The 23,140-nt window shown below is 72.1% G+C and carries 21 protein-coding genes and 1 pseudogene; 14 read left to right on the top strand and 8 right to left on the bottom strand.

Translation table 11 applies throughout. The annotated features are described in order from the left end of the window. The first annotated feature begins 55 nt into the window (after window positions 1-55). The 5 genes and pseudogenes from ACQP0U_RS16255 to ACQP0U_RS16235 all read left to right on the top strand — a co-directional run bounded on the left by ACQP0U_RS16255 (window position 56) and on the right by ACQP0U_RS16235 (window position 8,496). The gene (locus ACQP0U_RS16255) at window positions 56-2,953 is read left to right on the top strand and encodes a helix-turn-helix transcriptional regulator (protein ID WP_433320433.1); all 2,898 of its coding nucleotides are present in this window, start codon (window positions 56-58) and stop codon (window positions 2,951-2,953) included. 142 nt (window positions 2,954-3,095) lie between these two features. Then, on the top strand, window positions 3,096-3,866 hold the full coding sequence (locus ACQP0U_RS16250) for a DUF5995 family protein (protein WP_091398349.1): 771 nt from the start codon (window positions 3,096-3,098) through the stop codon (window positions 3,864-3,866). Between the two features lie 372 nt (window positions 3,867-4,238). Then, the gene (locus ACQP0U_RS16245) at window positions 4,239-4,583 is read left to right on the top strand and encodes a hypothetical protein (RefSeq protein ID WP_433320429.1); all 345 of its coding nucleotides are present in this window, start codon (window positions 4,239-4,241) and stop codon (window positions 4,581-4,583) included. A gap of 143 nt (window positions 4,584-4,726) precedes the next feature. Then, complete coding sequence (locus tag ACQP0U_RS16240; RefSeq protein WP_433320426.1) at window positions 4,727-6,823, top strand: amino acid transporter; 2,097 nt, start codon at window positions 4,727-4,729, stop codon at window positions 6,821-6,823. A gap of 174 nt (window positions 6,824-6,997) precedes the next feature. Then, window positions 6,998-8,496, top strand: a pseudogene (locus ACQP0U_RS16235) (hypothetical protein). A gap of 123 nt (window positions 8,497-8,619) precedes the next feature. On the opposite strand, the gene ACQP0U_RS16230 reads toward ACQP0U_RS16235, so the two are convergent. Further along, window positions 8,620-9,579 (bottom strand): TIGR03557 family F420-dependent LLM class oxidoreductase, encoded by a 960-nt coding sequence (locus ACQP0U_RS16230; protein ID WP_433320424.1) that lies wholly within the window; start codon window positions 9,577-9,579, stop codon window positions 8,620-8,622. A 201-nt stretch (window positions 9,580-9,780) separates the two neighbouring features. Beyond that, entirely contained in the window at window positions 9,781-9,987 is a 207-nt protein-coding gene (locus tag ACQP0U_RS16225; protein WP_007460667.1) for a hypothetical protein, read from the bottom strand. Window positions 9,988-10,240: 253 nt separating this feature from the next. On the opposite strand from ACQP0U_RS16225, the gene ACQP0U_RS16220 reads away from it, so the two are divergent. Next, on the top strand, window positions 10,241-11,065 hold the full coding sequence (locus tag ACQP0U_RS16220) for a hypothetical protein (RefSeq protein ID WP_433320421.1): 825 nt from the start codon (window positions 10,241-10,243) through the stop codon (window positions 11,063-11,065). A gap of 25 nt (window positions 11,066-11,090) precedes the next feature. Here the strand turns inward: ACQP0U_RS16220 and ACQP0U_RS16215 are convergent, their stop codons facing one another. The 3 genes from ACQP0U_RS16215 to ACQP0U_RS16205 all read right to left on the bottom strand — a co-directional run bounded on the left by ACQP0U_RS16215 (window position 11,091) and on the right by ACQP0U_RS16205 (window position 13,655). Beyond that, window positions 11,091-12,248, bottom strand: a complete 1,158-nt coding sequence (locus tag ACQP0U_RS16215; RefSeq protein WP_433320418.1) for a low temperature requirement protein A — start codon at window positions 12,246-12,248, stop codon at window positions 11,091-11,093. Between the two features lie 178 nt (window positions 12,249-12,426). Continuing rightward, entirely contained in the window at window positions 12,427-13,368 is a 942-nt protein-coding gene (locus ACQP0U_RS16210) for a 5'-3' exonuclease (protein ID WP_433320415.1), read from the bottom strand. Window positions 13,369-13,427: 59 nt separating this feature from the next. Continuing rightward, window positions 13,428-13,655: a hypothetical protein gene (locus ACQP0U_RS16205; RefSeq protein ID WP_433320412.1), complete on the bottom strand. Its 228-nt coding sequence runs from the start codon at window positions 13,653-13,655 to the stop codon at window positions 13,428-13,430. A 166-nt stretch (window positions 13,656-13,821) separates the two neighbouring features. On the opposite strand from ACQP0U_RS16205, the gene ACQP0U_RS16200 reads away from it, so the two are divergent. Then, the gene (locus tag ACQP0U_RS16200) at window positions 13,822-14,709 is read left to right on the top strand and encodes a winged helix-turn-helix transcriptional regulator (protein ID WP_433320409.1); all 888 of its coding nucleotides are present in this window, start codon (window positions 13,822-13,824) and stop codon (window positions 14,707-14,709) included. A gap of 63 nt (window positions 14,710-14,772) precedes the next feature. Here ACQP0U_RS16200 and ACQP0U_RS16195 read toward each other — a convergent pair whose 3' ends face one another. After that, on the bottom strand, window positions 14,773-16,140 hold the full coding sequence (locus ACQP0U_RS16195; RefSeq protein ID WP_433320406.1) for a glycosyl hydrolase family 18 protein: 1,368 nt from the start codon (window positions 16,138-16,140) through the stop codon (window positions 14,773-14,775). A 200-nt stretch (window positions 16,141-16,340) separates the two neighbouring features. Between ACQP0U_RS16195 and ACQP0U_RS16190 the strand changes: the two genes are divergently transcribed. The 3 genes from ACQP0U_RS16190 to ACQP0U_RS16180 all read left to right on the top strand — a co-directional run bounded on the left by ACQP0U_RS16190 (window position 16,341) and on the right by ACQP0U_RS16180 (window position 19,209). Continuing rightward, window positions 16,341-17,456 carry a M24 family metallopeptidase gene (locus ACQP0U_RS16190; protein ID WP_433320403.1) on the top strand — a complete coding sequence of 372 codons (1,116 nt, stop codon included), beginning with the start codon at window positions 16,341-16,343 and terminating at the stop codon, window positions 17,454-17,456. Then, window positions 17,453-18,595, top strand: coding sequence for an acyl-CoA dehydrogenase family protein (locus ACQP0U_RS16185; RefSeq protein WP_433320400.1), 1,143 nt, complete (start codon window positions 17,453-17,455; stop codon window positions 18,593-18,595). Before ACQP0U_RS16190 ends, ACQP0U_RS16185 begins: the two co-directional genes overlap by 4 nt. A 107-nt stretch (window positions 18,596-18,702) precedes the next feature. Further along, window positions 18,703-19,209 (top strand): Lrp/AsnC family transcriptional regulator, encoded by a 507-nt coding sequence (locus ACQP0U_RS16180; protein ID WP_433320397.1) that lies wholly within the window; start codon window positions 18,703-18,705, stop codon window positions 19,207-19,209. On the opposite strand, the gene ACQP0U_RS16175 is transcribed toward ACQP0U_RS16180, so the two are convergent. Further along, the gene (locus tag ACQP0U_RS16175; protein ID WP_433320394.1) at window positions 19,139-19,750 is read right to left on the bottom strand and encodes a histidine phosphatase family protein; all 612 of its coding nucleotides are present in this window, start codon (window positions 19,748-19,750) and stop codon (window positions 19,139-19,141) included. The two genes, ACQP0U_RS16180 and ACQP0U_RS16175, sit on opposite strands and share 71 nt — an antisense overlap. 157 nt (window positions 19,751-19,907) lie before the next feature. Here ACQP0U_RS16175 and ACQP0U_RS16170 point away from each other — a divergent pair, with 157 nt between their 5' ends. From ACQP0U_RS16170 to ACQP0U_RS16160, 3 genes are all read left to right on the top strand, one after another. Further along, complete coding sequence (locus ACQP0U_RS16170; RefSeq protein WP_196926602.1) at window positions 19,908-20,102, top strand: CsbD family protein; 195 nt, start codon at window positions 19,908-19,910, stop codon at window positions 20,100-20,102. 74 nt (window positions 20,103-20,176) lie between these two features. Beyond that, the gene (locus ACQP0U_RS16165) at window positions 20,177-20,518 is read left to right on the top strand and encodes a YnfA family protein (protein WP_433320390.1); all 342 of its coding nucleotides are present in this window, start codon (window positions 20,177-20,179) and stop codon (window positions 20,516-20,518) included. Window positions 20,519-20,869: 351 nt separating this feature from the next. Further along, complete coding sequence (locus tag ACQP0U_RS16160; RefSeq protein WP_433320387.1) at window positions 20,870-21,529, top strand: polysaccharide deacetylase family protein; 660 nt, start codon at window positions 20,870-20,872, stop codon at window positions 21,527-21,529. A 3-nt stretch (window positions 21,530-21,532) separates the two neighbouring features. Here ACQP0U_RS16160 and ACQP0U_RS16155 read toward each other — a convergent pair whose 3' ends face one another. Continuing rightward, the gene (locus ACQP0U_RS16155) at window positions 21,533-22,477 is read right to left on the bottom strand and encodes an NADP-dependent oxidoreductase (RefSeq protein ID WP_433320384.1); all 945 of its coding nucleotides are present in this window, start codon (window positions 22,475-22,477) and stop codon (window positions 21,533-21,535) included. Between the two features lie 113 nt (window positions 22,478-22,590). On the opposite strand from ACQP0U_RS16155, the gene ACQP0U_RS16150 reads away from it, so the two are divergent. Further along, window positions 22,591-23,139: a TetR/AcrR family transcriptional regulator gene (locus ACQP0U_RS16150; RefSeq protein WP_433320381.1), complete on the top strand. Its 549-nt coding sequence runs from the start codon at window positions 22,591-22,593 to the stop codon at window positions 23,137-23,139. The last annotated feature ends 1 nt before the right edge of the window (window position 23,140 follow it).

The raw sequence follows: 23,140 nt of genomic DNA, 5'->3' as shown, positions 1-23,140 counted from the left end.
ACAAGCGGCAGGCGGCCGTAGAACGGTGTGGGGCCCTGTGATTAGGCTGCGTGGCATGGCCAGCGATGTGGACACCGCACCGCTCGTGGGCCGGGCCGAGCTGGTGCAGACGGTTCGGTCCGCGTTGCTCGGTGACGGCGCGCACGGGCAGACCGCTGCGGTCTTCCTGACCGGCGAGAGCGGTGTGGGAAAGACCCGGCTGTTGGGCGAGATCGGCGACCGCCTGCGCGAGCGGGGCGCTGTGGTGCTCACCGGCAGCTGCCTGGACATCGGCGACGCCTCCCCGCTGCATCCGCTGTTGCAGGCGCTGCGCCGGTTCGACGCCGAGGTGTCCACCTCGCACGCCCGCACCTCCTCGGCGGTGCGGGGGCTGTTGCAGATGTTCGCCGACGAGACCGCCGGCCCGGACGGCGCGGGCGCGTTGCTGGAGCGGGTCTCCCGCGGCCTGCACCTGATCGCCGAGGGTCGCCCACTGGTGCTGATCCTGGACGACCTCCAGTGGGTCGACCGCAGCACCCGGCAGCTCCTGCTCTACCTGCTCGCCGGCCTGGGCGATCTCCAGCTGTCGGTGCTGGCCGCGGTACGGGCCGAGTCGTTGCAGGGCGCGCACCCGCTGCGCCGGGTGCTCACCGAGCTGCGTCGGCTCCGCACGGTGCGGGTGCTCGACCTTGCGCCGCTGGGCCGGGCCGACACCGAGACGCTCGCCGCGGCGGTGGTCGGCCGGCCGCTCGCCGCTGACGCGGCCGAGCTGGTGTGGCAGCGCAGCGGCGGCAACCCGTTCGTCATCGAGGAGCTGGCCCGGGATCTGCGCGACGGCCGCGACGGCCTGTCCGAGACACTGCGGGAGATCTTCCTCGACCGGGTCGACGCGCTGCCCCAGCACGCGCACGCCGTGGTGCACGCGGTGGCCGCCGGTGTCGAGCCGGTGCAGCACTGGCTGCTGGCCGAGGTGCTGCGGATGCCGGAGGACGAGCTGATCGCCGCGGCCCGGGCCGCGGTGGCGCACCGGCTGTTGGTCGGCGCCGACGAGGGCTACCGGCTGCGGCACCGCCTCGTCGCCGAGGTGCTGGCGCACGAGCTGCTGCCGGCCGAGCGCTCCGGGCTGCACCGCCGCTACGCCGAGGCGTTGACCACGGTGCCGGGTGAGCTGCACCAGGCCCGGTTGGCGCACCACTGGCGGCTGGCCGGCGAGCCCGCGCGCGCCCTGCCGGCGGCGGTGGCCGCCGCTCAGGAGGCCGAGCGGCTGCACGGTTACGCCGAGGCGCACCGGCACTGGTCGGCGGCGTTGCAGCTGGCCGCCGAGCCGGGTCCGCTGACGGTGGACCGGGTCGAGTTGCTCGGGAACGCCGCCGAGGCGGCCCACCACTGTGGGGAGCACGCCCGCGCGCTGGCCCTGCTGGAGGAGTTGGCCGCGCTGCGCGGTGGTGAGCCGACCTGCGCGCTGCACATCCGCCGGGCCCGCTACCTGGCCGCCGCCGGTCGCTCCGCGCTGGCCGAGGAGGAATACCAGCGGGCGCTGAAGGCGGAGGACTGCTCCCCTCGGGACCGGGCGAGCGCCGCCGCCCGGCTGGCCGAGTTGCTGCTGCACCTGGGTCGGTACGCCGACGCCGGCGAGCGGGCACGCGAGGCGCTGGCGTTGGCCGAGAACGTGGAGGGCTCGGCCACCGAGGTCGTCCTGGCCAGTTCGGCGCTGGGCTTCAGCGACGCCTGCCTCGAAGACCCGGACGCCGGTCTGGCGGTCATGCGCGACGCCCTCGACACCGCCGAGCGTGCCGGTCAGCCCGAGGACGTGGCGTGCGCGTACCTGCACCTGGCGGAGCTGCTGACCGGGCCACTGAACGTGCTCGAAGAGGGCGTGGTGGTGGCCCGGCGGGGTGCCGAACGGGTGGCCGAGCTGGGGCTGGGCCGCACCTGGGGCACCCGGCTGCTGGCCATCGCCATCAACGGGCTGTTCCGGGTGGGCCAGTGGGCCGAGGCGGAGAAGGTGGTGGCGACGGCCCTGCGGCACCGACCGTCCGGCGCGGACGCCGTGGAGCTGCTGCTGGCCCGGTGCCGACTCTCGGTGGGCTACGGCGACATCGAGGCCGCCGGTCGCGACCTCGACGCGGTGGCGACCCTGCTCGCCGGCGGCGGGGCACGACACGTCATTCCGCTGCTCACCCTGCGCTCCGGGCTGGCCATGTGGGAGGGCCGGCACGACGTGGCGCGGCAGGCGGTGCAGCGCGGCCTCACCGAGAGCCGCTCCGACGACGTCATGATCCTCTCCGCGTTGGTCTGGCACGGCCTGCGCGCCGAGGCCGAGGCGCACGCCAGCCGCACAGTGGAGGTGGACCCGACGGCGGTGCGCCGACTGCGGGACGTGGCCGACCGGGTGGCCCGCAAGAGCGCCGGGGCCGCCCGCCCGGTGCGCTCGGTGGTGGAGGGCTTCCTGGCGTTGTGCGCCGCTGAGGTGAGCCGCCTCGACGGCAGCGACCCGGAGCTGTGGGCCGTGTCGGCCGCTGAGTGGGACCGACGCAATCACCCCTACCCGGCGGCCTACTCGCGGCTGCGGCAGGCCGAGGCGCTGCTGGCTCGCCGCAGTCGGGTGGCCACCGCCGGCAAGCTCCTGCGGGAGGCGTACCGGGTCGCGCAGGGGTTGGGCGCGGTGCCGTTGACCTCGGAGATCCGCGAGCTGGCCGGGCGGGCCCGGGTGTCGCTGGACGAGCGCGACACCACCACCGGTACGCGCAGCGCACCGGTCGAGGCGTCCGACGACGAGTTGGCGGCGCTCACCGCACGGGAGCGGGAAGTGCTCGCCCTGGTCGCGGAGGGGTTGACCAACAAGGAGATCGGGCAGCGGCTGTTCATCAGCGAGCGGACCATCGGCGTGCACGTGTCGCACATCTTCGACAAGCTCCAGGTCCGTACCCGCGTGCAGGCCAGCGCGATCCAGTTGCGTAACCAACGGGGCTGACTGACCGACCACTCCGACGTATCCCGGCGCGTGTGCGCGCCGGGATACGTCGTTCTACTGATTCGGCGAGCCGGTGTCGGCTGAGAGGCTGAGCCGCGTCGACGACGGCACGGGGGATGCCGCCGACCACGATGGAGGAGAAATGATCGAACCGGTCTGGGGGCCCGTGCACCGGGACATCGTCGACCTGCTCGCCGATCATCCCGCGGACGTGCCGGCCGTGGTCGATCACCTGACCAAGCTCCAGGACATGCTGGTCCGGCTACCGCCGTTGGAGGCCAGTTGCCCCCTCGCTGACTTCAACAAGCTCTACCTGACCATCACGAGCAGCGTGCTCGACGGGCTGTACGACGACCGCTTCATCGACCCGGTCTTTCTCTCCCGGCTCGACGTCGAGTTCGCCGCCCGGTATTTCGACGCGATGCGTCTGTGGACCGACTCGAGCCCCGGCACCCCGAAGGCGTGGTCGTGCCTCTTCGAGCGGATGCGGGGGCCGGACGCCCGGCCGCTGCCCTCGGCCGCCGCCGGGGTGAACGCGCACATCAACTTCGACCTGCCGTTCGCCCTGGTGACGACGTTCGACCACCTGGAGTCGGAGCCGGTCGACGGCAGCGACCAGCACCACGACTACCTCGAGATCAACAACATCTTCGCGGACAAGATCCCCGGCCTGCGTCGGGGCTATCTGGAGCGGTGGCAGCTGCTCATCGACATGCTCAACGGCGACATCGACGACTGGTACCAGGGGGAACTGGTCGAGTACACGCGCGATGTCGCCTGGCGTAACGCCCAGAAGATCTGGCGGTGCCGGCACGACCCGGATGCCCGCGAGTGTGAGCGCACACGGTTGGACGACAACGCCGCGGCGCTCGGCCGGCTGCTGCTCTCGCCCCTCGGGGCGTTCCTGCAGTAGCCGGGACGGGGGGTCCCCGCGCTCCGCCCCGTGGGGGGCGGCGGAGCGCGGGGGCGCGTCCCACCAGTTCCACCCCGCGTGGCTGCCCGAGGTCGGGCCGGCCACCTCGGGGGACAGCCGGTCGGCCCGGGGGTGTCGACCGTCTGCCACCGTCGGCCGGCCCGGGGGTGTCGGCCGGCGGTGGGGAGCACCGGACGGGAGTCATCTCGACGGCGTACCGATCCGGGGGTGTCGGCGGGCCCGGATCGGGTACGCCCGCGCCATGACCGTCCTGGCCCGGCGTCGGCCCGCCGCCCGCCCCCGGCCCGCGCGACCCGGCCCTCTGCGGCCGGGCGGCCCGGTGTCGCGACCCACCGCTCGGCCCGGCGCCCGATGACGGGCGTCGCGACGCGGTTTCCGTTCCGCTTCGATCCGGTGTTCCGCCCGGTGCTGGCGCTGCTGGGGGTCCGCCCGGCGACGGCCTGGGTCGCCGTCACCGAGCGGGACCTGATGATCCGGTACGGGCCGTGGCGGCTGCGGACCGACCGGGACAACGTCACCGCCGTCGAGCTGAGCGGGCCGTACCGCTGGTGGCGGGCGATCGGCCCGCACCTGTCGATGGCCGACGGCGGCGCGACCTTCGGCAGCAGCGCGGCCGGCGGGATCTGCCTGCGCTTCGGCGTGCCGGTGCCGGCGCTGGTGCCCGGGGGCGGCCCCGGCACCCGGCGGCCACTGTGACAGTCGCCGACCCACCCGCGCTGGCCCGGCTGCTCGCCGTCCCGGACCTGTCCTGAGCAGGCCGAACAGGTGCCCGGTTCCGCCGACCGGGCGCCGGGGCACCGCCTACCGTCGGATCAGGACCTGTGAGGGTGGGACTGGCGATGGGTGACGAGGACCGGGCGAAACCACGACGCTGGAGCGGGCGCCGCCACGCGCCGACCGGGCCGGACCCGGCACTGCGGGCGGCCCGCGATCCGGCCCGCCCGCACCGGGGCGGCCGGCAGGGGGTCGTGGTGCCCGAACGGGTGGCCACCCCGGCCGAGTCGGCGCCGCCGACCAGTCCGCTGCGCCGGTGGCTGTTCCAGCACCGGGTGCAGCCGCCCGGGCCCGAGGCGACCGAGGGGCAGAACCGTCGGCACGCCTGGTGGCAGGTGATGTGCCTGACCGGCGTGGACTACTTCTCCACACTGTCGTACCTGCCGGGCATCGCGGCGGTGGCGGCGGGTGCGCTCTCCCCGCTGGCGACCCTGTTGATCGTCGTGCTCACCCTGTTCGGCATGCTGCCGATGTACCGGCGGGTCGCCCACGAGAGCCCGCACGGTCAGGGCTCGGTGGCGATGCTGGAGCGGTTGTTGCCGTTCTGGCGGGGCAAGATCTTCGTCCTCGTGCTGCTCGGCTTCGTGGCCACCTCCTGGATCATCACGATCACCCTCTCCTCGGCCGACGCCACTGTGCACCTGTTGGAGAACCCGTACCTGCCGGACACCCTGCACGGGCCCCTGGTGCCGGTCGTGGTGACGGTGGTGCTGCTGCTCATCCTCGGCGGGGTGTTCCTGCTCGGGTTCCGCGAGGCGGTGGTCGTGGCCATCCCGCTCGTCGCGGTCTTCCTGGTGCTCAACGCGGTGATCGTCGTGGTCGCGGTGGCCCGGATCGCCGAGGACCCGGGCATCGTGTCGGACTGGACGGCCGCAGTCACCTCGACCGGCGGCGGACCGGGCCACGTGCTGCTCACCGCCGTGTTGGCGTTCCCGTTGCTGGTGCTGGGGCTGTCCGGTTTCGAGACCGGGGTCAGCATGATGCCCCTGGTCGCGGCCGACGGCCCGGACAAGCAGGCCCGGCTCGCCGCCCGGATCCGCAACACGCGTCGACTGCTCACCACCGCCGCGTTGATCATGTCGGTGTACCTGATCTCGACGACCTTCGTGACCACGGCGCTCATCCCGAAGGAGGAGTTCCAGCCGGGCGGCGCCGCGAACGGTCGGGCGTTGGCGTTCCTGGCGCACACCTACCTGGGTGAGGTGTTCGGCACTGTCTACGACGTGAGCAGCGTGCTCATCCTCTGGTTCGCCGGCGCCTCGGCGATGGCCGGTCTGATCAACATCGTGCCGCGCTACCTGCCGTCGTACGGCATGGCGCCGGAGTGGGCGCGGGCGGTACGCCCCGTGGTGATCGTCTACACCGTCGTCAGCGTCGCCATCACCATCGCCTTCCGCGCCGACGTCAACGCCCAGGCCGGGGCGTACGCCACCGGGATCCTGGCGATGATGGTCTCCGGCGCGGTGGCGGTGACGATCTCCGCGGCCCGTCGCCACCGGCGCGGCTCCGCGATCGGCTTCACCGTGCTGACCCTGGTGCTGCTGTACGCGCTGCTGGAGAACGTCATCGAACAGCCGGACGGGATCACGATCTCCGCCCTGTTCATCCTCGGCATCATCGTGGTCTCGTTGGTCTCCCGGGTCACCAGAACCACCGAGCTGCGCGCCGAGCGGATCGAGTTCGACGAGGCGGCCCGTCGTTTCATCACCGAGTCGCTGGCGCACGACGGCCAGCTGCACCTCATCGCGAACAAGCGGCAGAAGGGGTCGGTGAAGGAGTACACGCTCAAGGAGCGGGCGCAGCGCGGGATGAATCCGGTGCCCGGGGCCGCGGACGTGCTGTTCCTGGAGATCGAGGTGGTCGATCCGTCGGAGTTCAGTCAGGTGCTGCGCGTGCACGGGATCGAGGTGGGCGGCTTCCGGGTGCTGCGGGCCAACAGTCCGGCCGCGCCGAACGCGATCGCCGCGATCCTGCTGGCGCTGCGGGACGCCACCGGGGTCCGGCCACACGCGCATTTCGAGTGGTCGGAGGGGAGCCCGATCGCGCACCTGGCGCGCTACCTGATCCTGGGTCGGGGGGACACCCCACCGGTGGTGCGCGAGATCATCCGCCGGACCGAACGGGACCCGCTGCGTCGTCCCGGCATCCACGTCGGCGGGTGACGTCGATGCCGGTTTGACAGCTTTGAAGATGAAAGAGGGCACTATTCACGTTCACACCTTCCTGTCCGTATTGCGGACCTATCGTGACGTCTGGTGGTCGGCGAGTACGTCGAGCCCCCCGCGCCCGAATCGGCGCGCGGTCACGTCACGTAGGCAGGAAGGTAGGCACCGTTGATGTCCACGTACCGAGAGGGAGACCGCGCGACCCGACCCAGACGGCGGTCCCGATGGTTCTTAGCCAGCGGTTTGCTGGCGGGCAGCCTGGTCGTGGGAGCGGCCGGAGCGGCCGCCGCCGCCGACCGCGACCTCACCCTCCCCGGTCTGGGCCGCCTGACCCCGGCGGCCGACGACCGCCGCGACGGCGAGCAGGGGCGCCGCAGGAGGGCCAGGACGGCGCCGAGCGGGCTCGCCCGGCCACCCCGGGCACCGGCAAGCGAGGCGTGGTGTCGGTGCCGTGCGACGCCGCGAAGCTGGTGGCGGCGCTGGTCACGGCCAACGCCGAGGGCGGCGCGGAACTCCGCCTCGCCCCCAAGTGCCGCTACACGCTCACCGAGGCGTTCCACGAGACCGACCAGTACGACGGCGGAATCCGCGACGCCCGGGAGGCCGCCGACGCCGCGGAGACCCCCGGGGACGCCGAGGCGCCGCCGCACAACCCGGCCGACGACACCGCCGGCCTGCCGGTGATCTACCAGCCCATCACGATCGACGGCGCGGGCGCCACCATCGCCCGGGACGCCCAGGCCGCGGCGTTCCGCTTCTTCACCGTCCGCGACGGCGGCGAGCTGACCCTGCGGGACGTGGAACTGCACAACGGTCGCTCGGCCATCGAGGGCGGCAGCGTGCACGTGGTGCACGGCGCCACCGCCGTGGTGGAACGGGTCACCGTCTCGCAGAGCACGTCGCTGTCGCCCGAGGGCGGCGGTGGCGGCATCTTCAACGACGGCAACATGGTGGTCACCGACTCCACGTTCGTCGGCAACAGCGCCTCCGGCGCCGCGGGCAAGGGCGGGGGCCTGCTCAACGGTGGCGTACTGACGCTGAAGCGCTCCGAGTTCCACCGCAACAGCGCCAACGCGTACGGCGGTGGACTCGGCAACTACCGTGGTGCCGCCGAGGTGGAGAGCGTCTCCTTCACCCAGAACAGCGCCGCTCAGGGTGGCGGGCTGGCCAGCTTCTCGGCCCGGACGAAGGTCTCCGACACCGAACTGCTGAACAACACCGCGCAGATCGGCGGCGGCGCCGCCAACTCCGACGCGGTGCTGGTGATGCGCACGATGACCATCCGCGGCAACACATCCACAGTCAACGGCGGTGGCATCTCCACGGTGAAGGGCCTGACGCCGCTCGACGACAGCGTGGTCGAGGGCAACACCACCCACGGCCTCGGGGCCGGCATCTACGCCGAGAAGGCGAACCTGCTGGTCCGCGGCAGCGACGTCATCGGTAACGAGGCCGTCGGCGCCGCGTCCCAGGGTGGTGGCATCTACGCCACCGCGGGCTCGGTGGCGATCTACACCAGCAAGGTCACCCACAACGCGTCGACCGTGAAGCCCGGCGGCGTCTTCGCCTCCCACGCCCAGGTCAAGATCGACGATGAGAGTGTGGTGGTCGAGAACGAGCCGACCAACTGCGAGGGCAGCCAGGTGCCGATCGCGCACTGCTTCCGCTGAGCGTCGACCCGCGCACCTGAGCGTCGACCCGCGCACCCATCCCGAGCGCGCAGGCGAGCCGCCCCGATGATCAGTCGGGGCGGCTCGCCGCTTCCTGCCCGGACCAGCCGCTGCCGGCCGGCGTCAACCCAACGCGCGCAGGCGGCCGGAGAGGTCGGCGGCGAAGAAGTCGAGGAAGCCGTCCGGGTCGGGGCCCGCGTTCTGCAGGACGATGTGGTCGAAGCCGGCCTCGACGTACGTCCGGACCTTGGCGACGTGCGGTTCCGGGTCCGGGCCGACGGCGAAGAGTTGCCGGATGTGCTTCTCCTCGACGTGCGCGCTGGCCGCGTCGAAGTTGACCGGGTTCGGCAGTTCGCTCATCACCTTCCAACCGGTGACCAACCACCGGCTCGTCTGCAACACCGCCTGCACCGCCTGTTGCTCGTCGGTGGCCCAGGCCAGTGGCACCTCGGCGTAGCTCGGGCCCGAACCCTGTGCGCGTCGGTAGTGCTCGACGATCGACGCGTCCGGTGCGGTGGCGAACAGGCCGTCGCCCAACTCGGCGGCGAGCCGTGCCGACGCCTCACCGCTGGCGGCGACGGCGATCACGGGCAGGGTGTCCGGCAGATCGAAGACCCGGGCGTCCTCCAGTTGCAGGTGCCGGCCCTCGTACGACTGGTAACCGCCCTGCCAGAGCAGCCGGATGATCTCCAGCGCCTCGCGCAGTCGCTCGTGTCGGCCTCGCACGCTGGGGAAGCCCTGCCCGACGACGTGCTCGTTGAGCCGCTCGCCAGCGCCCACCCCGAGCGTGAACCGGCCGTCGGAGATCAGCGCCATGGTCGCCGCGGCCTGCGCGATGATCGCCGGGTGGTAGCGGACGGTCGGGCAGGTGACACCGGTGGCCAGGCGCAGGGTGCTGGTCCTGGCCGCGATGGCGCCGAGCACGCTCCAGGTGAAGGACGAGTGCCCCTGTGCGTCCAGCCAGGGGTGGAAGTGGTCGCTCATCTCGACGAAGTCGAAGCCGGCCCGCTCGGCCAGGACGGCCTGCCGGATGATCTCCTGCGGGCCGTACCCCTCCGAGGCCAGCTTGTAGCCGATCTGCATGGCGTGCCCCCGATGTCCGTCCGACTGACACGCGTCGGTTCCCGGCGGTGCCGCTAACAAACGCCGATGGCACCTGCAAACCAGCCTCCTAGGATGCCGTACGCGGTGTGTCGGGGTCGCGCCACGGCAACCTGAAGCGGGGACCGAAACGGGTCAGCCCGTGCCCCCTGGTCGGGAAGCACGGGCTGACGGGCGTCTGTCCTACTTGGAAGGCTCGGGCAGCTTGCAGTCGACCTTCGGGTTGGCGCCGATGTAGTTCAGCGGCCCGGCCACGATGGTGACCAGGATGGTGCCGGCCTCGGCACAGTTAGTGTCGTCCCCGCTGTAGTAACCGCGCTGGCCACCGGCGATGGCGCCGATCACCAACCAGATCACGACGATGACTCCGAGAATCGAGGTGCCGCGCATCGCTGCCTCCTGAGGGTATGTGGTGGATCTGAGGTGCAGCCGTTGTACCCAATCGGGTCGCGCGGCTAACGGTTACGTGCTACTACCCTCGCCGGATCCTCCGTCCGGCCGATGCCGTCCGCCGTTGTGTACCGCCCGGGCATCCGCCGCCCGCACCGGGTAGCGCCTGTCGGCTATCGGATCGACGACCGACCTCGCCGTCACACGGGTCAGTGGACGTAGAACTGCCTCACGGCCCCGCCGAGGAGGACTCATGGCCCCGTCACCGCCCCTGTACATCGACCGCCCCGAGGACGTCGCGGTCGCGGCCCGCGCGCTGGCGGGCGGCGCGATAGTCGCGGCGGCGTTCGCCAACTTCTACGTCATCGTGACGCGCCCCGACGCGGCCACCGTGCGCCGGGTCAACCTGGCCAAGGGCAGGCCGGTCCACCAGGTCGGCAGCATCACCACCGCGATCGGCCGGATCCCCGGGATGTTCGACTGGACGCGGATCTCGCCGCGGTTGCCGGTCGGTCGGGTGCGGGCGCTGATGGACGCGCTCTACGGGGCGGGGCCGTTCGGCTTCCGCGGGCCCGCGGCGGATCGGCTGCCCGAGCATCTCACCCAGGTCGACCAGGGGTTGCGGACCACCCAGGTGATCGCTCCGGGTCTGACCTGTCCGTCCAACGCCTTCTTCGAGCGGGCGCTCGCCGAGACCGGATCGGATCACCTCTACATCACCTCGGCGAACCGGTCCCGGCATCTCACCGGTGCGGCGGAGGAGCCGGCGCACTGGAAGGCGGGCGCCCTCGCTGCCGACTTCGCCCATCTCGACGATCTGGTGGTGCTGGTGCACCGGGACGAGGCGGCGGCCCGCGCCGCGTACCCGGGCTACCTCGCCACCTCGGTCACCCTGCTCTCCTTCCACGCGCCGGAGGGTGATCTCGAAGAGCCGCCGGTGCTCACCGTGGACCGGCACGGATCGCTGCACCTGGACGACGTCCGCCGCGCCGCCGCGCCGCTGGGCCTGCAGGTGCGCCTGGCGGGCACCGCCCGGCAACGGTTGCAGGTCCGGGGGTACGCCGGGGCGCTGGTGTAGTCGGCCACCCGCGACACCCGTCGGTTCAGTGTGGCGGTGACGGGGCCTCCGCCGGCTTGCCGTAGCTTCGCCGGAAATCCGCGTAGGCCACGCCGGCCAGCACCAGCAGCCCACCGAGGGAGGCGAACACGGGCGGCAGGTACAGCAGGGCGGGCGCGATGGTCAGCAGCGCCAGCACCCCACCGGGTCGCGACCACGACACCCGGCTGAACACCTCGTACTCGAAGGCGGCCCGGCCGGCCAGGAACATCGCCGGGCCGCCGAGGATGACCGCCAGCCAGGCTGGCGGGATCCGTCCCGTCGGCTCGTGCAGCACCAGGTGGAAGCCGGCCGCCGTGGTGACCACGCCGGCGATCATCAGAAGATGGGTGTACGGCGCGCTGAACAGGAACTTGCTGGGCGACTGGGCCGCCTGGATGGCGGTCGGCAGCAGCTCGCCGGACTTGTGCACGTAGATCCGCCAGAGCAGCAGCGTGGTCAGGAACGCCACAGCGAACGCCCCGATGTTCTCGGCCTCGTTGTGCTCCATGCTGAACATGGTGCCGATCGTCAGGATGGCGTCACCGAGCGCGATGATGAAGAACTGCTGGTAGCGCTCGGAGAGATGCTCCGCTGTGACGTTGCGCTGCTGCTCCGGCACCACCCCGAGCCCCGGCACCGGGTACGCGAGCCGGAAACCGATGTAGTCGATGGCGAGCGCGACGGCCCAGCACGTGAGCCGGGCGTCGCCGCTGACGAACGCGCCGATGAGCCACGGGATCGCCGACACCACGAACCAGAGAAAGATGCGGGCCGCCCGACGCTGGGTCTGTGGTTCGCGGCGCACCGCCGGCATCAGGAACAGGCCACGCCCCAGGTGGATCGCCACGTACGTGCCGGCGAAGACGAGACCCCGATCGTTGAACGCCTCCGGGATCGCCGTGGTCATCAGCAGCGCGCCGAACATCACGGCGCTGATCAGCAGCTTGATCTCGGTGCGTTCCGGGTTGTACAGGTCGGTGACCAGCGTGGTGATCGTCCAGGTCCACCAGACGGCGGCCAGCATGATCAGTGCCTGCGCGGCTCGGTGCCAGTCGAGCTGGTCGACCATTCCCCGCGAGATGAGCGCCAGCGCGACCACGTACACCAGGTCGAAGAAGAGTTCGAGGAGGGTGACCCGGCGCGGGCCCTCCGGGTCGCGCACCGGCGGACGGTTGGCCCGCGGCGATCCGGGCTCCGGCGCGGCGAGGTGCACGGGATACTCCTGCGGAACCGCTCGACTCGACGGACCTGTCCGGTCCACCTCAACGGACGGTAACGATCGGTCGACCCCATGATCCCGCGTTCGCCGGTGCTTCCCCCAACCGGGTTGATCGACTCGGTTACCCGCGTGTCGGTGCGGCCCCGCGGGGTGCGGCGAGGGCGTCGACCAGGCGGCGGACCGAGCCGGCCAGGTTCCATCGTTGGGCGAGCTCCAACAGCCGGTCCGCGTCGGCCGGCGCGGTCGGCAGCGCGGTGGGCAGCTCCGGCAGGGGCACGTCCAGGGCGACCCGGACCACCGTCGGCGCGACGCCCAGGTAGTCGCGCGCCGCGGCCAGCTTGGTGCGCAGGCCCGGTGCGAAGGACGAGTCGGAGTCGTCGAGCGCGGCCAGGATGCCGGCGATGCTGCCGTACCGCTCGATCAGTCGGGCGGCGGTCTTGTCGCCGACGCCCGCCACGCCGGGCAACCCGTCACTCGGGTCGCCGCGCAGTGCGGCGAAGTCGGCGTACCTGTCGGCCGGCACGCCGTAGCGGGCCCGCACCGCGGCGTCGTCGCAGTCGTCGAGCTTGGCGACGCCGCGCCCGACGTAGAGCAGCCGGACCGGTCGGGCGTCGTCGACGAGCTGGAACAGGTCCCGGTCTCCGGAGACCACCTCGACCGGGCCCGGCTGGGTCACCGAGAGGGTGCCGAGCACGTCGTCGGCCTCGTAGCCGGTCGCGCCGACAGCGGTGATGCCCACCGCGGCGAGGACCTCCAGGATCATCGGCACCTGCGGGGAGAGGGTGTCCGGAACGATCTCGCCGCCCTGCGGGGCGACCCGGTGCGCCTTGTACGACGGCAGCAGGTCGACCCGCCACGCGGGGCGCCAGTCGTAGTCCAGTGCGCAGATCATGCGGTCGGCGCCCCGCACCCGGATCAGGGTGGCGAGCATGTCGAGGAAGCCTCGTACCGCGTTGACCGGGGTGCCGTCCTCGGCCTTGGCGGCGGACTCCGGAATGCCGAAGTAGGCCCGGAAGTAGAGGCTGGCTGAGTCGATCAGCAGGATCGGGGGTCGGTGTGCCACGCCGGACAGCCTGGCACAACCGTCTGACGATCGGGGGTAGGCCCGGCCGTCGGAGGGTGTCAGCGCCGTTCGTCGTGCTGGTAGACGGTCTCCCGCCGGGCCAGGTGCTGCACGATGTAGCTGGTCACCAGCAGCAGGATCGCGACCACCACCTCGATCCAGGCGGCGAGGCCGTCGGCGACGGTGACGCCGATGATCAGCAGGACCAGGCCGACGAGTGCGATGACCCCGGCCCACAGTTGGCGGCGGCGGCGCGCCACCGCCCGGCTCGACTGGTTCGCTGCCACGTCGGTCCTCCCGGTCGGGGAGTCCGGGCGGCTCCCCGCCTCCAGGCTATGGCTCCCGGTGGCGTTGGACGCGGGAAATGAGGCGCCCACCGCTGCCGGTCGTCGATGCGGAGCGTTCCAATCCGGAACGAACTATAGTCGGAACGGGAACCCATGGAGGTAGCTGGTGCGGCGAGAGGATCTTGCCGATGCGGACTGCGGCATCGCGCAGGCGCTCGGCGTACTGGGGGACTGGTGGACGTTCCTCATCGTCCGCGACGTCGCCGGCGGGACGACCCGCTTCGACGCGCTGCAACGCGAGCTGGGGGTGAGCCGGCGGGCGCTGACCGAACGCCTCGCCGCCCTGGTCGAGCACGGTGTGCTGGAGCGCCGACCGTATTCGCGACACCCACCCCGGTACGACTACCTGCTCACCGCGAGGGGCGAGGGGCTGTTGCCGGTGCTGATCGCGCTGCAGGACTGGGGGACGAGGCACCTCATGGGTGGCGGTGACCTGACCGCGACGGCCGATGCCGGCTCGGCCGAGGCTCGCCGTGCCCACGACCTGGTCGGTCGGCGGGTGCCCGAGGTCGTCCTGCCCGCCGCCGACGGGCGGCCGGTCGCGGTGGCCGCGACGGACGCGTGGACCGTGCTCTACCTGTTCCCCGGGGCGTACGCGCCGGGGACGCAGGGCCATCCGCCCGGCTGGACGGAGATCCCCGGGGCCCGGGGGTGCACCCTGGAGTCGACCACGTACGCCAAGCGTCATCCGGACTTCCAGGCCGCAGGTGTTCGGGTGTGCGGCATCAGCACCCAGCGGCCCGACCAGCTCGCCGACTTCGCCGCGTACGCCGAACTGCCGTTCCCGCTGCTGTCCGACGTGGACGGTCGGCTGGCGGCGGGGCTGTCGCTGCCCGTGTTCCGCGCGGGCGGGGTGACCCGGTTCAAGCGGCTGACGCTGCTGCTCGACCCGACGGCGGTGGTGCGGGCCGTGCAGTTCCCGGTCACCGACCCGGCCGGCTCGGTGCAGGAGATGCTCACCCTGGTCCGCGAGCACGCAGGGGCCCCCGGCTGACGCTGTCGCGTCGACCGGGGACCCTACGAGCCGTCGACCGGGCCCTGCGGGCCGGGCGCGGCGTCAGGCCGGGAGCGTCCAGCGCTGGTTGGCGCCGGCGAAGCAGTCCCAGATCTGCAACCGGGTGCCGTCGGCGGAGCTGTTGTCGCTGGCGTCGAGGCACTTGTTCGACTGCGGGTTGCGCAGCGTGCCGTTGGACTGCGCCTGCCAGACCTGCGCGCCGCTGCCGTTGCAGTCCCAGAGCTGGACCTTCGCGCCGTTGGCGGTGGAGCCGCTGGTGATGTCGGCGCACTTGCCGAGGGCGCGCAGCGTGCTGTCGCTGGACACGGTCCAGGTCTGCGCGTTGCTGCCGTTGCAGCCCCAGAGCTGGATGGCCGCGCCGTTGGCGGTGCTCGCCGACGCCACGTCGACGCACTTGCCGCCGATCCCGGTGATCCGGCCGGTACGCCCGGTCGGCGGCGGGGTGGTGCCGCCCATGATGGTGTCGTACATGGCGCTGAGCAGTGAGGTCGAGCCGCTGGTGTCCTGCGACAGCTCCCAGTTCATCACGCCGCCGGCGTTGGCCAGCGCCCACTGCGTCTTGCGCTTGACCGTCGGGATGCCGTTCCAGCACTGCTGGCTGCCGCCGATGGTGGCGCAGTCCCGGTTGGCGTTCGCCGGGTCGAGTCCGACCAGGTACGAGTAGTTGTAGTAGACGGGGCGGCTGTAGAACGGGATGCCGAGGACGGCCTTGCTGGCCGGCAGGCCGCGGGCCTTCCACAGGTTGATGCTGTTGATCGACCAGTCGTAGTTGGCGTGCGGGCTGCCGCCGTCGTACGCCATGATGTTGAGCCAGTCGACCTGGTTGAAGACTGCCGTCTGCACGCCCTGCATGCTGCCGCCCTCGGAGACCACTGCGGCGGTGAGCAGCTTGCCGCGACTGTGCAGGGCGCTGCTGAGCTGCGTCATGAGCGCCGTGTAGTTGTTGGCCGAGGCGCCCGGGTCGGGGTATTCCCAGTCCATGTCGACGCCGTCCAGGTTGTACTGGTTGACGAAGTTGACCAGGTTGTTGACGAAGTTGGTGCGGCTGGTGGCGTTGGCGGCGAGCGCCTCGAAGGCCGAGTCGTTGCCGTCGTTCCAGCCGCCGACGGCGATGGAGACCTTGACGTTGTTGGCGTGCCCCTGCGAGACCAGCGAGGAGAGCCGGGCGCCGTCGACCCCCTGCAGGCTGCCGTTGCTGTTGGGCAGGATGAAGGCGTAGTTGATGTGGGTGAGCTTGTTGTACTGAATGGTGTTGATGTTGCCGGCCCAGGAGGGCATGTAGCCGACGCTCTTGAAGTTGTTCGGCAGCACGACGGCCTGCGCGGGGGCGCTGGTGACGGTGAGGGTGGCGCCGGCCGTGGCCAGCGCGAGCAGGCCGGCGGCGAGGGCGCGGCGCAGTGGTGAGGACATCGGGGGCCTTCCCGTGGGCGGGGGACGACACCGCCCGCGCAGGGTTGTCGCGGGCGGGGGGTGCGGGACGCAGGGACGGGTGGGCCTCGAGGCAGCCAAATCTTAAAGAGTGTTAACTGTCCGAGTCAATCAACATCTGTGGATTTCCGGCCGACTGGTGTCGATATGGGGTTTGCCCAAACGACCGTTAAGCTGACGGGGTGGGAATCGACGAGCTGTATCCGCCCGACCGGCTGATCGCCGCGCAGCGCGCCACTGCCGCCGCCGGCCTGGACGCCCTGCTGCTCACACCCGGTTCCGACCTGCGGTACCTCACCGGGTACGACGCCCACGCGGGGGAGCGGCTGACCTGCCTGGTACTGCCCGCCGAGGGCGAGCCGACCCTCGTCGTGCCCCGGCTCGAGCGCCCGGCCGCCGAGGCGTCCCCAGCGCCGGCGACCGGGGTACGCATCGTCGACCACGTCGACGGCACCGACCCGTACCCCCTTGTCGTCGCCGCCCTCGACGGCCCGGTCGCGGCGGTCGGGCTCGCCGACCGGATGTGGGCCGAGCAGGTCCTCGCCCTGCGCGCGGCGCTGCCCGACGCCGCCCAACGACTCGCCGGGGAGGTGCTGCGCGAGCTGCGGATCCGCAAGTCCCCGGCGGAGATTGCGGCACTCGCCGAGGCCGGCGCGGCGATCGACGAGGTGCACCTGCGGATGGGCGAGTGGCTGCGCCCCGGTCGCACCGAGGCCGAGGTCGCCACCGACATCGCCGCGGCGATCCGCGCCGCCGGGCACGTCACCGTCGACTTCGTCATCGTGGCGGCCGGGCCGAACGGTGCCAGCCCGCACCACGGCACCTCCGACCGGCCGATCGGCGCCGGCGAGCCGGTGGTTGTCGACATCGGCGGCACGATGGCCTCGGGCTACCGCTCGGACTGCACCCGCACCTACGTGGCGGGCGGCCCGGCGCCGGCCGACTTCCTGGACTACTACGCGGTGCTGCGCGACGCCCAGCGCGCCGCCGTCGAGGCGGTACGACCCGGAATCACCGGCGCGGCGGCCGACGCCGCGGCCCGCACGCCCATCGCCGCCGCCGGCTACGGCCCCGCGTTCCTGCACCGCACCGGCCACGGCATCGGTCTGGACGGGCACGAGGAGCCGTACCTGGTGGACGGCAACGACCGACCCCTCGACGCCGGCATGGCGTTCTCCATCGAACCGGGCATCTACCTGGCGGGCCGGCACGGCGCCCGCATCGAGGACATCGTCGTCTGCACAACGGACGGCGTGCAACGGCTCAACACCACCCCCACGGAGCTCATCGCGCTATGACTGTCGACCGGATCCTCCCCACCGACGAGGCCCACGACCTGCTGGGTCTCGCCACCGAGCTCGCCGACGGCGAGCTCGCGCCGAAGGCCGCGGCCTTCGAGGAACGCGCCGAGTTCCCCCGCGAGGTGCTGCGGACACTGGGCCGGGCCGGCCTGCTCGGCCTGCCCTACCCCGAGGAGTACGGCGGCGCGGCGCAGCCGTACGAGGTGTACCTGCAGGTGCTGGAGATCCTGGCCAGCCGCTGGCTGGCCGTCGCCGAGGCGGTCAGCGTGCACACCCTGTCCTGCTACCCGGTGGCGGCGTTCGGCAGCGACGAGCAGCGCAAGCTGCTGCCGGACATGCTCGGTGGCGAGTTGCTGGGCGCGTACTGCCTCTCCGAGCCGCAGGGTGGCTCGGACGCGGCGGCGCTGACCACCCGGGCGGACCGCGACGGCGACGCGTACCTGGTCTCCGGCACCAAGGCGTGGATCACCCACGCCCGGACGGCCGACTTCTACAACGTCTTCTGCCGCACCGGCGGGTCCGGCCCGAAGGGGATCTCCTGCCTGCTCGTCGACGCGGGCACGGCCGGCATCACCCCGCAGGCGGCCGAGCGGACGATGGGGCTGCGCGCCTCCCCGGTGGCGCAGATCGCCTTCGACGAGGCGCGGGTGCCGGCCGACCGGCTGATCGGCGGCGAGGGGGTGGGCTTCACCATCGCGATGTCCGCACTGGACTCCGGCCGGCTGGGCATCGCGGCGTGCGCGGTCGGGCTGGCCCAGGCCGCCCTTGACTACGCGGTGTCCTACGCCCGGGAACGGCAGCAGTTCGGGCGCTCCATCATCGACTTCCAGGGGCTCGGGTTCCTCCTCGCCGACGCGGCCACCCAGATCTCCGCCGCCCGCGCGCTGACCCTGGCGGCGGCCCGGCTGCGCGACGCCGGCCGCCCGTACGCGATCGAGGCGGCCAAGGCGAAGCTCTTCGCCACCGACATGGCGATGCGGGTGACCACCGACGCGGTACAGGTGCTCGGCGGCGCGGGTTACGTGGCCGACCACCCGGTGGAGCGGTACATGCGCGAGGCGAAGGTCTTGCAGATCGTGGAGGGCACCAACCAGATCCAGCGGATGGTGATCTCCCGGGCGCTGGCCAAGGACTGACGACGGTGCGTGGTGGCGCGGCTGCGGTGGGTGCGGTACGGCCCGTCGCAGCCCGCCACCCGGGTACCTCGTCGCCGTGCGGCGGTTTTCCCGGTAGGTTGCACGCCGTGGAGGAGATCGACCGCGCTATCGTCGCCGCGCTGACCGCCGACGGCCGTCTGTCGTACACCGACCTGGCCGAGAGGGTGGGGCTGTCGGTGTCCGCTGTGCACCAGCGGGTCCGCCGGCTGGAGCAGCGTGGAGTGATCAAGGGGTACGCCGCCCGGGTGTCGTTCGAGGCGCTGGACCTGCCGCTGACCGCGTTCGTGGCGATCCGGCCGTTCGACCCGTCGCAGCCGGACGACGCCCCGGAGCGGCTGGCCCACCTACCGGAGATCGACTCCTGCTACTCGGTGGCGGGGGAGGACTTCTACCTGCTGCTGGTGCGGGTGGCCAGCCCCACCGACCTGGAGCGGGTGCTCCAGGAGATCCGCACCTCGGCGAACGTTACGACCCGCACGACTGTGGTGTTGTCCACGCCGTACGAGAACCGCCCGCCGAAGATCAGCGCTGCGGTGCCGAGTCGGTCGCGGTCCCGGGCGCCGGAGGAGCCGGCTGGTTCCACCGCAGGATGACCTGCCGGCCGTGTTCGTGACCGAGCGCGCTGACCGTCGCGGTCTCCAGGCGTAGCCGTCCGCCGGCGGACGGGGGCAGGCCGATCCAGCGGGCGCCGAGCACCCGCAGGCTGTGCGCGTGCCCGACAAGCGCGACGGTGCCCCGGTCGAGCAGCGGGGTGACGCGGGCCAGCACCCGGTCGAGCCGTTCGCCCACCTGCGCGGGGGACTCCCCGCCGGGGCAGCCGTCGGTCCAGATGTTCCAGTGCGGATCGTCGTCGTGGATGTCGACGGTGGTGCGACCCTCGTACTCGCCGTAGTTCCACTCGCTGAGGTCCTCGTCGACGCCGTCGACGGTGAGCCCGGCCAGTTGCGCGGTGCGCAGCGCCCGGGAGCGGGGGCTGGCCAGCACGGTGACGAAGCGCCGGCCGGCCAGGAACGCGGCAAGGGTGCGGGCCTGTCGCTCGCCGTCGGGGGTCAGCTCCAGGTCGGTGTACGAGGTGTGCCGCAGGCTGGCGCTCCAGGTGGTCTCGCCGTGCCTGATCAGCAGGAGCTCTCCCATGCGGTCAGTTAACCATCGTGGGGCTGGGCCGACAGGCGACCCACCCACAACCTATCTTCCTAGGACGCCTTACGGGGTGTGCCGACCGGCACCACCGGTTTCGGCACCCGGAGACCGGGCAAGCGAGCCGGGACAACCGCCAGACCGAGGAGGCGAGATGAGCTTCACCGAGAAGGCAAAGAACAAGGCTGAGCAGATGGCCGGCGCCGCGAGGGAGCGCGTCGGCGACATGACCGACAACGAGCGGATGCGTGGCGAGGGCGCCAGCCAGCAGAGCGACGCGCGCGCCAAGCAGGCCGGTCAGAACGTCAAGGACGCCGGTCGCAACGTGAAGGACTCCTTCACGAAGTGACCTGAGCGGTCCGCGGGTCCCCGGGTGGCACTGCCGCTCGGGGACCCGTCGTGTGCTGCGGCTAGTGTCGGCAGGTGACCGTGCTGCGATCCCTGGTGTTGTTCGCGCTGGCCGCGCTGGCCGAGATCGGCGGTGCCTGGCTGGTCTGGCAGGGCTGGCGGGAGCAGCGCGGGCTGTGGTGGATCGCGGCCGGTGTGGTCGCGCTGGGCTGCTACGGCTTCGTCACGACGTTCCAGCCGGACGCGAACTTCGGCCGGATTCTGGCCGCGTACGGCGGGGTGTTCGTGGCCGGGTCGTTGGGCTGGGCGATGGTGGTGGACGGCTTCCGCCCGGACCGGTGGGACGTGACCGGCGCGGCGCTCTGCCTGCTCGGCGTGGCCGTCATCATGTACGCCCCGCGCGGCACCCCCGCGTAACCCCGTCCCTGTCCCTGTCCCTGTCCCTGTCCCGCGCTGAAACTGCAAGATCGGCGGGGCAGAGCGGGGCAGTGAGCGCCTTTCGCGTCTGCGATGATCTGCGGCGTGATCCGACCCCGGCTTCGCCAGTTGTGGTGTGGCGTCCTGGTTGTGGTGGGCCTTGTCGGCGGTGTCGGGTGCACGGCGTCGCGGGTGCCGCCGACGGAGCAGCCGGTCTTCGTCGGCTCGTCCGCCTCTGCGGCGGTGCCGTCGGCCAGCACCACGTCAGCGCCTGCGGTTCCGACGCCAACGGCTTCCGCCACCCCGCAGGCTGTCCCGGGGGCGACGCGGGTGGGGACCAGGGCGCCAGTCGTGAATCACGGGCCGCGCACCGGGGCCAAGGTGGCGCTCACCTTCGACGCGGACATGACCGACGGGATGCTGGCCAGCCTGCGTGCCGGCCGGGTGACGTCGTACGCGAACCTGCGCATCCTTGACCTGTTGGAGCGGGAGCGGGTGCCGGCGACGTTCTTCCTGACCGGCAAGTGGGTGCAGCGGTATCCGGACGTGACCCGGCGGATCGCCGGCAATCCGCGCTTCGAGTTGGCCAACCACACCTACGGGCACGCGGCGTTCACCGCTGACTGTTATGACCTGCCTCGGCTGCCGGTCGACCAGTTGGCCCGCGATGTGGCGAAGACGTTCGAGGTGATCGAGCCGTACGGGGGTCGGCAGACCCGGTACTTCCGGTTCCCGGGGTTGTGCCACGACGCGGCGGCGCTTGACGCGTTGGCGCCGCTGGGTGTGACGGTGGTCGACGGGGACGTGGTCAGCGGTGATCCGTTCGCGACGGCGTGGAAACCGTTGGTGCGGGCGGTGTTGGACCACGTCCGCCCCGGGTCGGTGGTGATCATGCATGTGACCGAGGCGAACGCGGCGATGACCGATGAGGCGTTGCCGCACATCCTGGCCGGGTTGCGGGAGCGGGGGTTGGCGCCGACGCCGTTATCCGAGGTGCTGGCCGGCGCCTGAGATTCAGCCTTCCCGCACGTCGTCGACGGTCAGGACGATCTTGCCGCGGCGGGGTCCGTGCTCGGCCGTCCGGTGTGCGTCGGCCGCCTTCTCAAGCGGGAAGGCGGCTTCGATCGGCACCGTGAACCGGCCCTCGGTGAAGAGTGCGGCTGCGGCGGGCAGGCCGTGGCGGCCGTCGGGTTCGCCGGCCAGTTGCCCCATGGAGAGGCGGACGCCGTGCGTGGGGGCGGTGAAGTCGGCCAGGGTGAGCACCGCTGTCGGGTCGCCGGTGAGGTCGAGCAGTTCGGTCAGGGAGCCGGCGCCGGCGACGTCGAGGGCGCGGTCGATCCGGGTCACGCCCTGGGCGTCGAGGCGGCTCGTGAGGTCGGGGCCGTAGGTGACTGGTGTGGCCCCGAGGTGGCGGAGGAAATCGTGGTTGTCGGCGCGGGCGGTGCCGACGACGTGTGCGCCGCGGGCGGCGGCGAGTTGGACGGCGATGCTGCCGACGCCACCGGCGGCGCCGTCGATGAGCAGCGTCATGCCGGGGCGTAGGTCCAGCAGGTCGAGGGCCCGGGTGGCGGTCTCGATGCTGGTGCCCGCCGCGCCCGCCTGGGCCCACGGCATGGTGGTGGGCTTGTGCGCCCAGAGCTGCAGTACCGCGAACTGTGCGCTGGCGCCGCCGAGTGTGGCCAGCTCGACGATGCCGAAGACATGGTCGCCGAGGGTCACGCCGTCGACGTCGTCGCCGATCTCGTCGACGATGCCGGCCGCGTCGACGCCGGGGATGTGTGGCAGCGGCAGTTGGGCGCTCATCGGGGTGCGGCCGGAGCGGAGGCCGACGTCGACGGGGGAGACCCCGGCGGCGTGGACGCGGATGCGGATCTGGCCGGTCCGGGGCCGTGGCGCGTCGGTGGTGTCGAGGTGGAGTACCTCGGGACCGCCGAACCGGTCGTACTGCACGGCGAACATCAGCGGGCTCCTCTGCCTAGGGTGACGTGGTGGTGGTCGTACCGTAGGCCGGAAACGGAGCGGGTGTTCCGCTGTGGGGTCAAGTGAGAGGGGGCCGGTCGGAGATGTCTCAGATGCAGCGTGCCGATGCCCGGTCCAACCGTGATCGGGTGGTGGTGGCGGCCCGGGAGGCGTTCGCGTCGGCGGGGCTTGAGGTGCCCATGCGGGAGGTGGCGCGACGGGCGGGGGTCGGTGTGGCGACCCTGTACCGGCATTTCCCGACGCGTACGGAGTTGGTCGCGACGGTCCTGGCCGAGCGTGTCGAGGACTGCGGTGTGCGGATGCGCCGCGCGCTCGACGACCCGGATCCGTGGCGGGCGCTGTCGGGGGTGGTGCGCGAGTTCGCCGAGCGGCAGATCCATGACCGGGCGCTCAACGAGGCGTTGTTGGGTCCGGGTGAGGTGAGTGCCGCTTTCCAGGTTGAGCGGCGGGAGCACGCGCAGGCGTTGAACGTGCTGGTCGTGCGGGCGCGGGCGGCGGGTGTGCTGCGCGACGGCGTCGATGTTGACGACGTCCGGGCCGGCCTGCTGGCCATCGCGTCGCTACGGCGGTTGCCGGCGACGACGAGCGCCCGGGTGATCGGTAGGGTCGCGGGCCTCGCCCTCGCCGGTATCCGTGCCTGAC

It is taken from the genome of Micromonospora sp. CA-269861 (assembly GCF_050948505.1).
In the GTDB taxonomy this organism is placed as follows: Bacteria; Actinomycetota; Actinomycetes; order Mycobacteriales; family Micromonosporaceae; genus Micromonospora.
The sequence above is the reverse complement of the archived record's forward strand: the minus strand, read 5'-3'. Positions and strand labels throughout refer to the sequence as shown.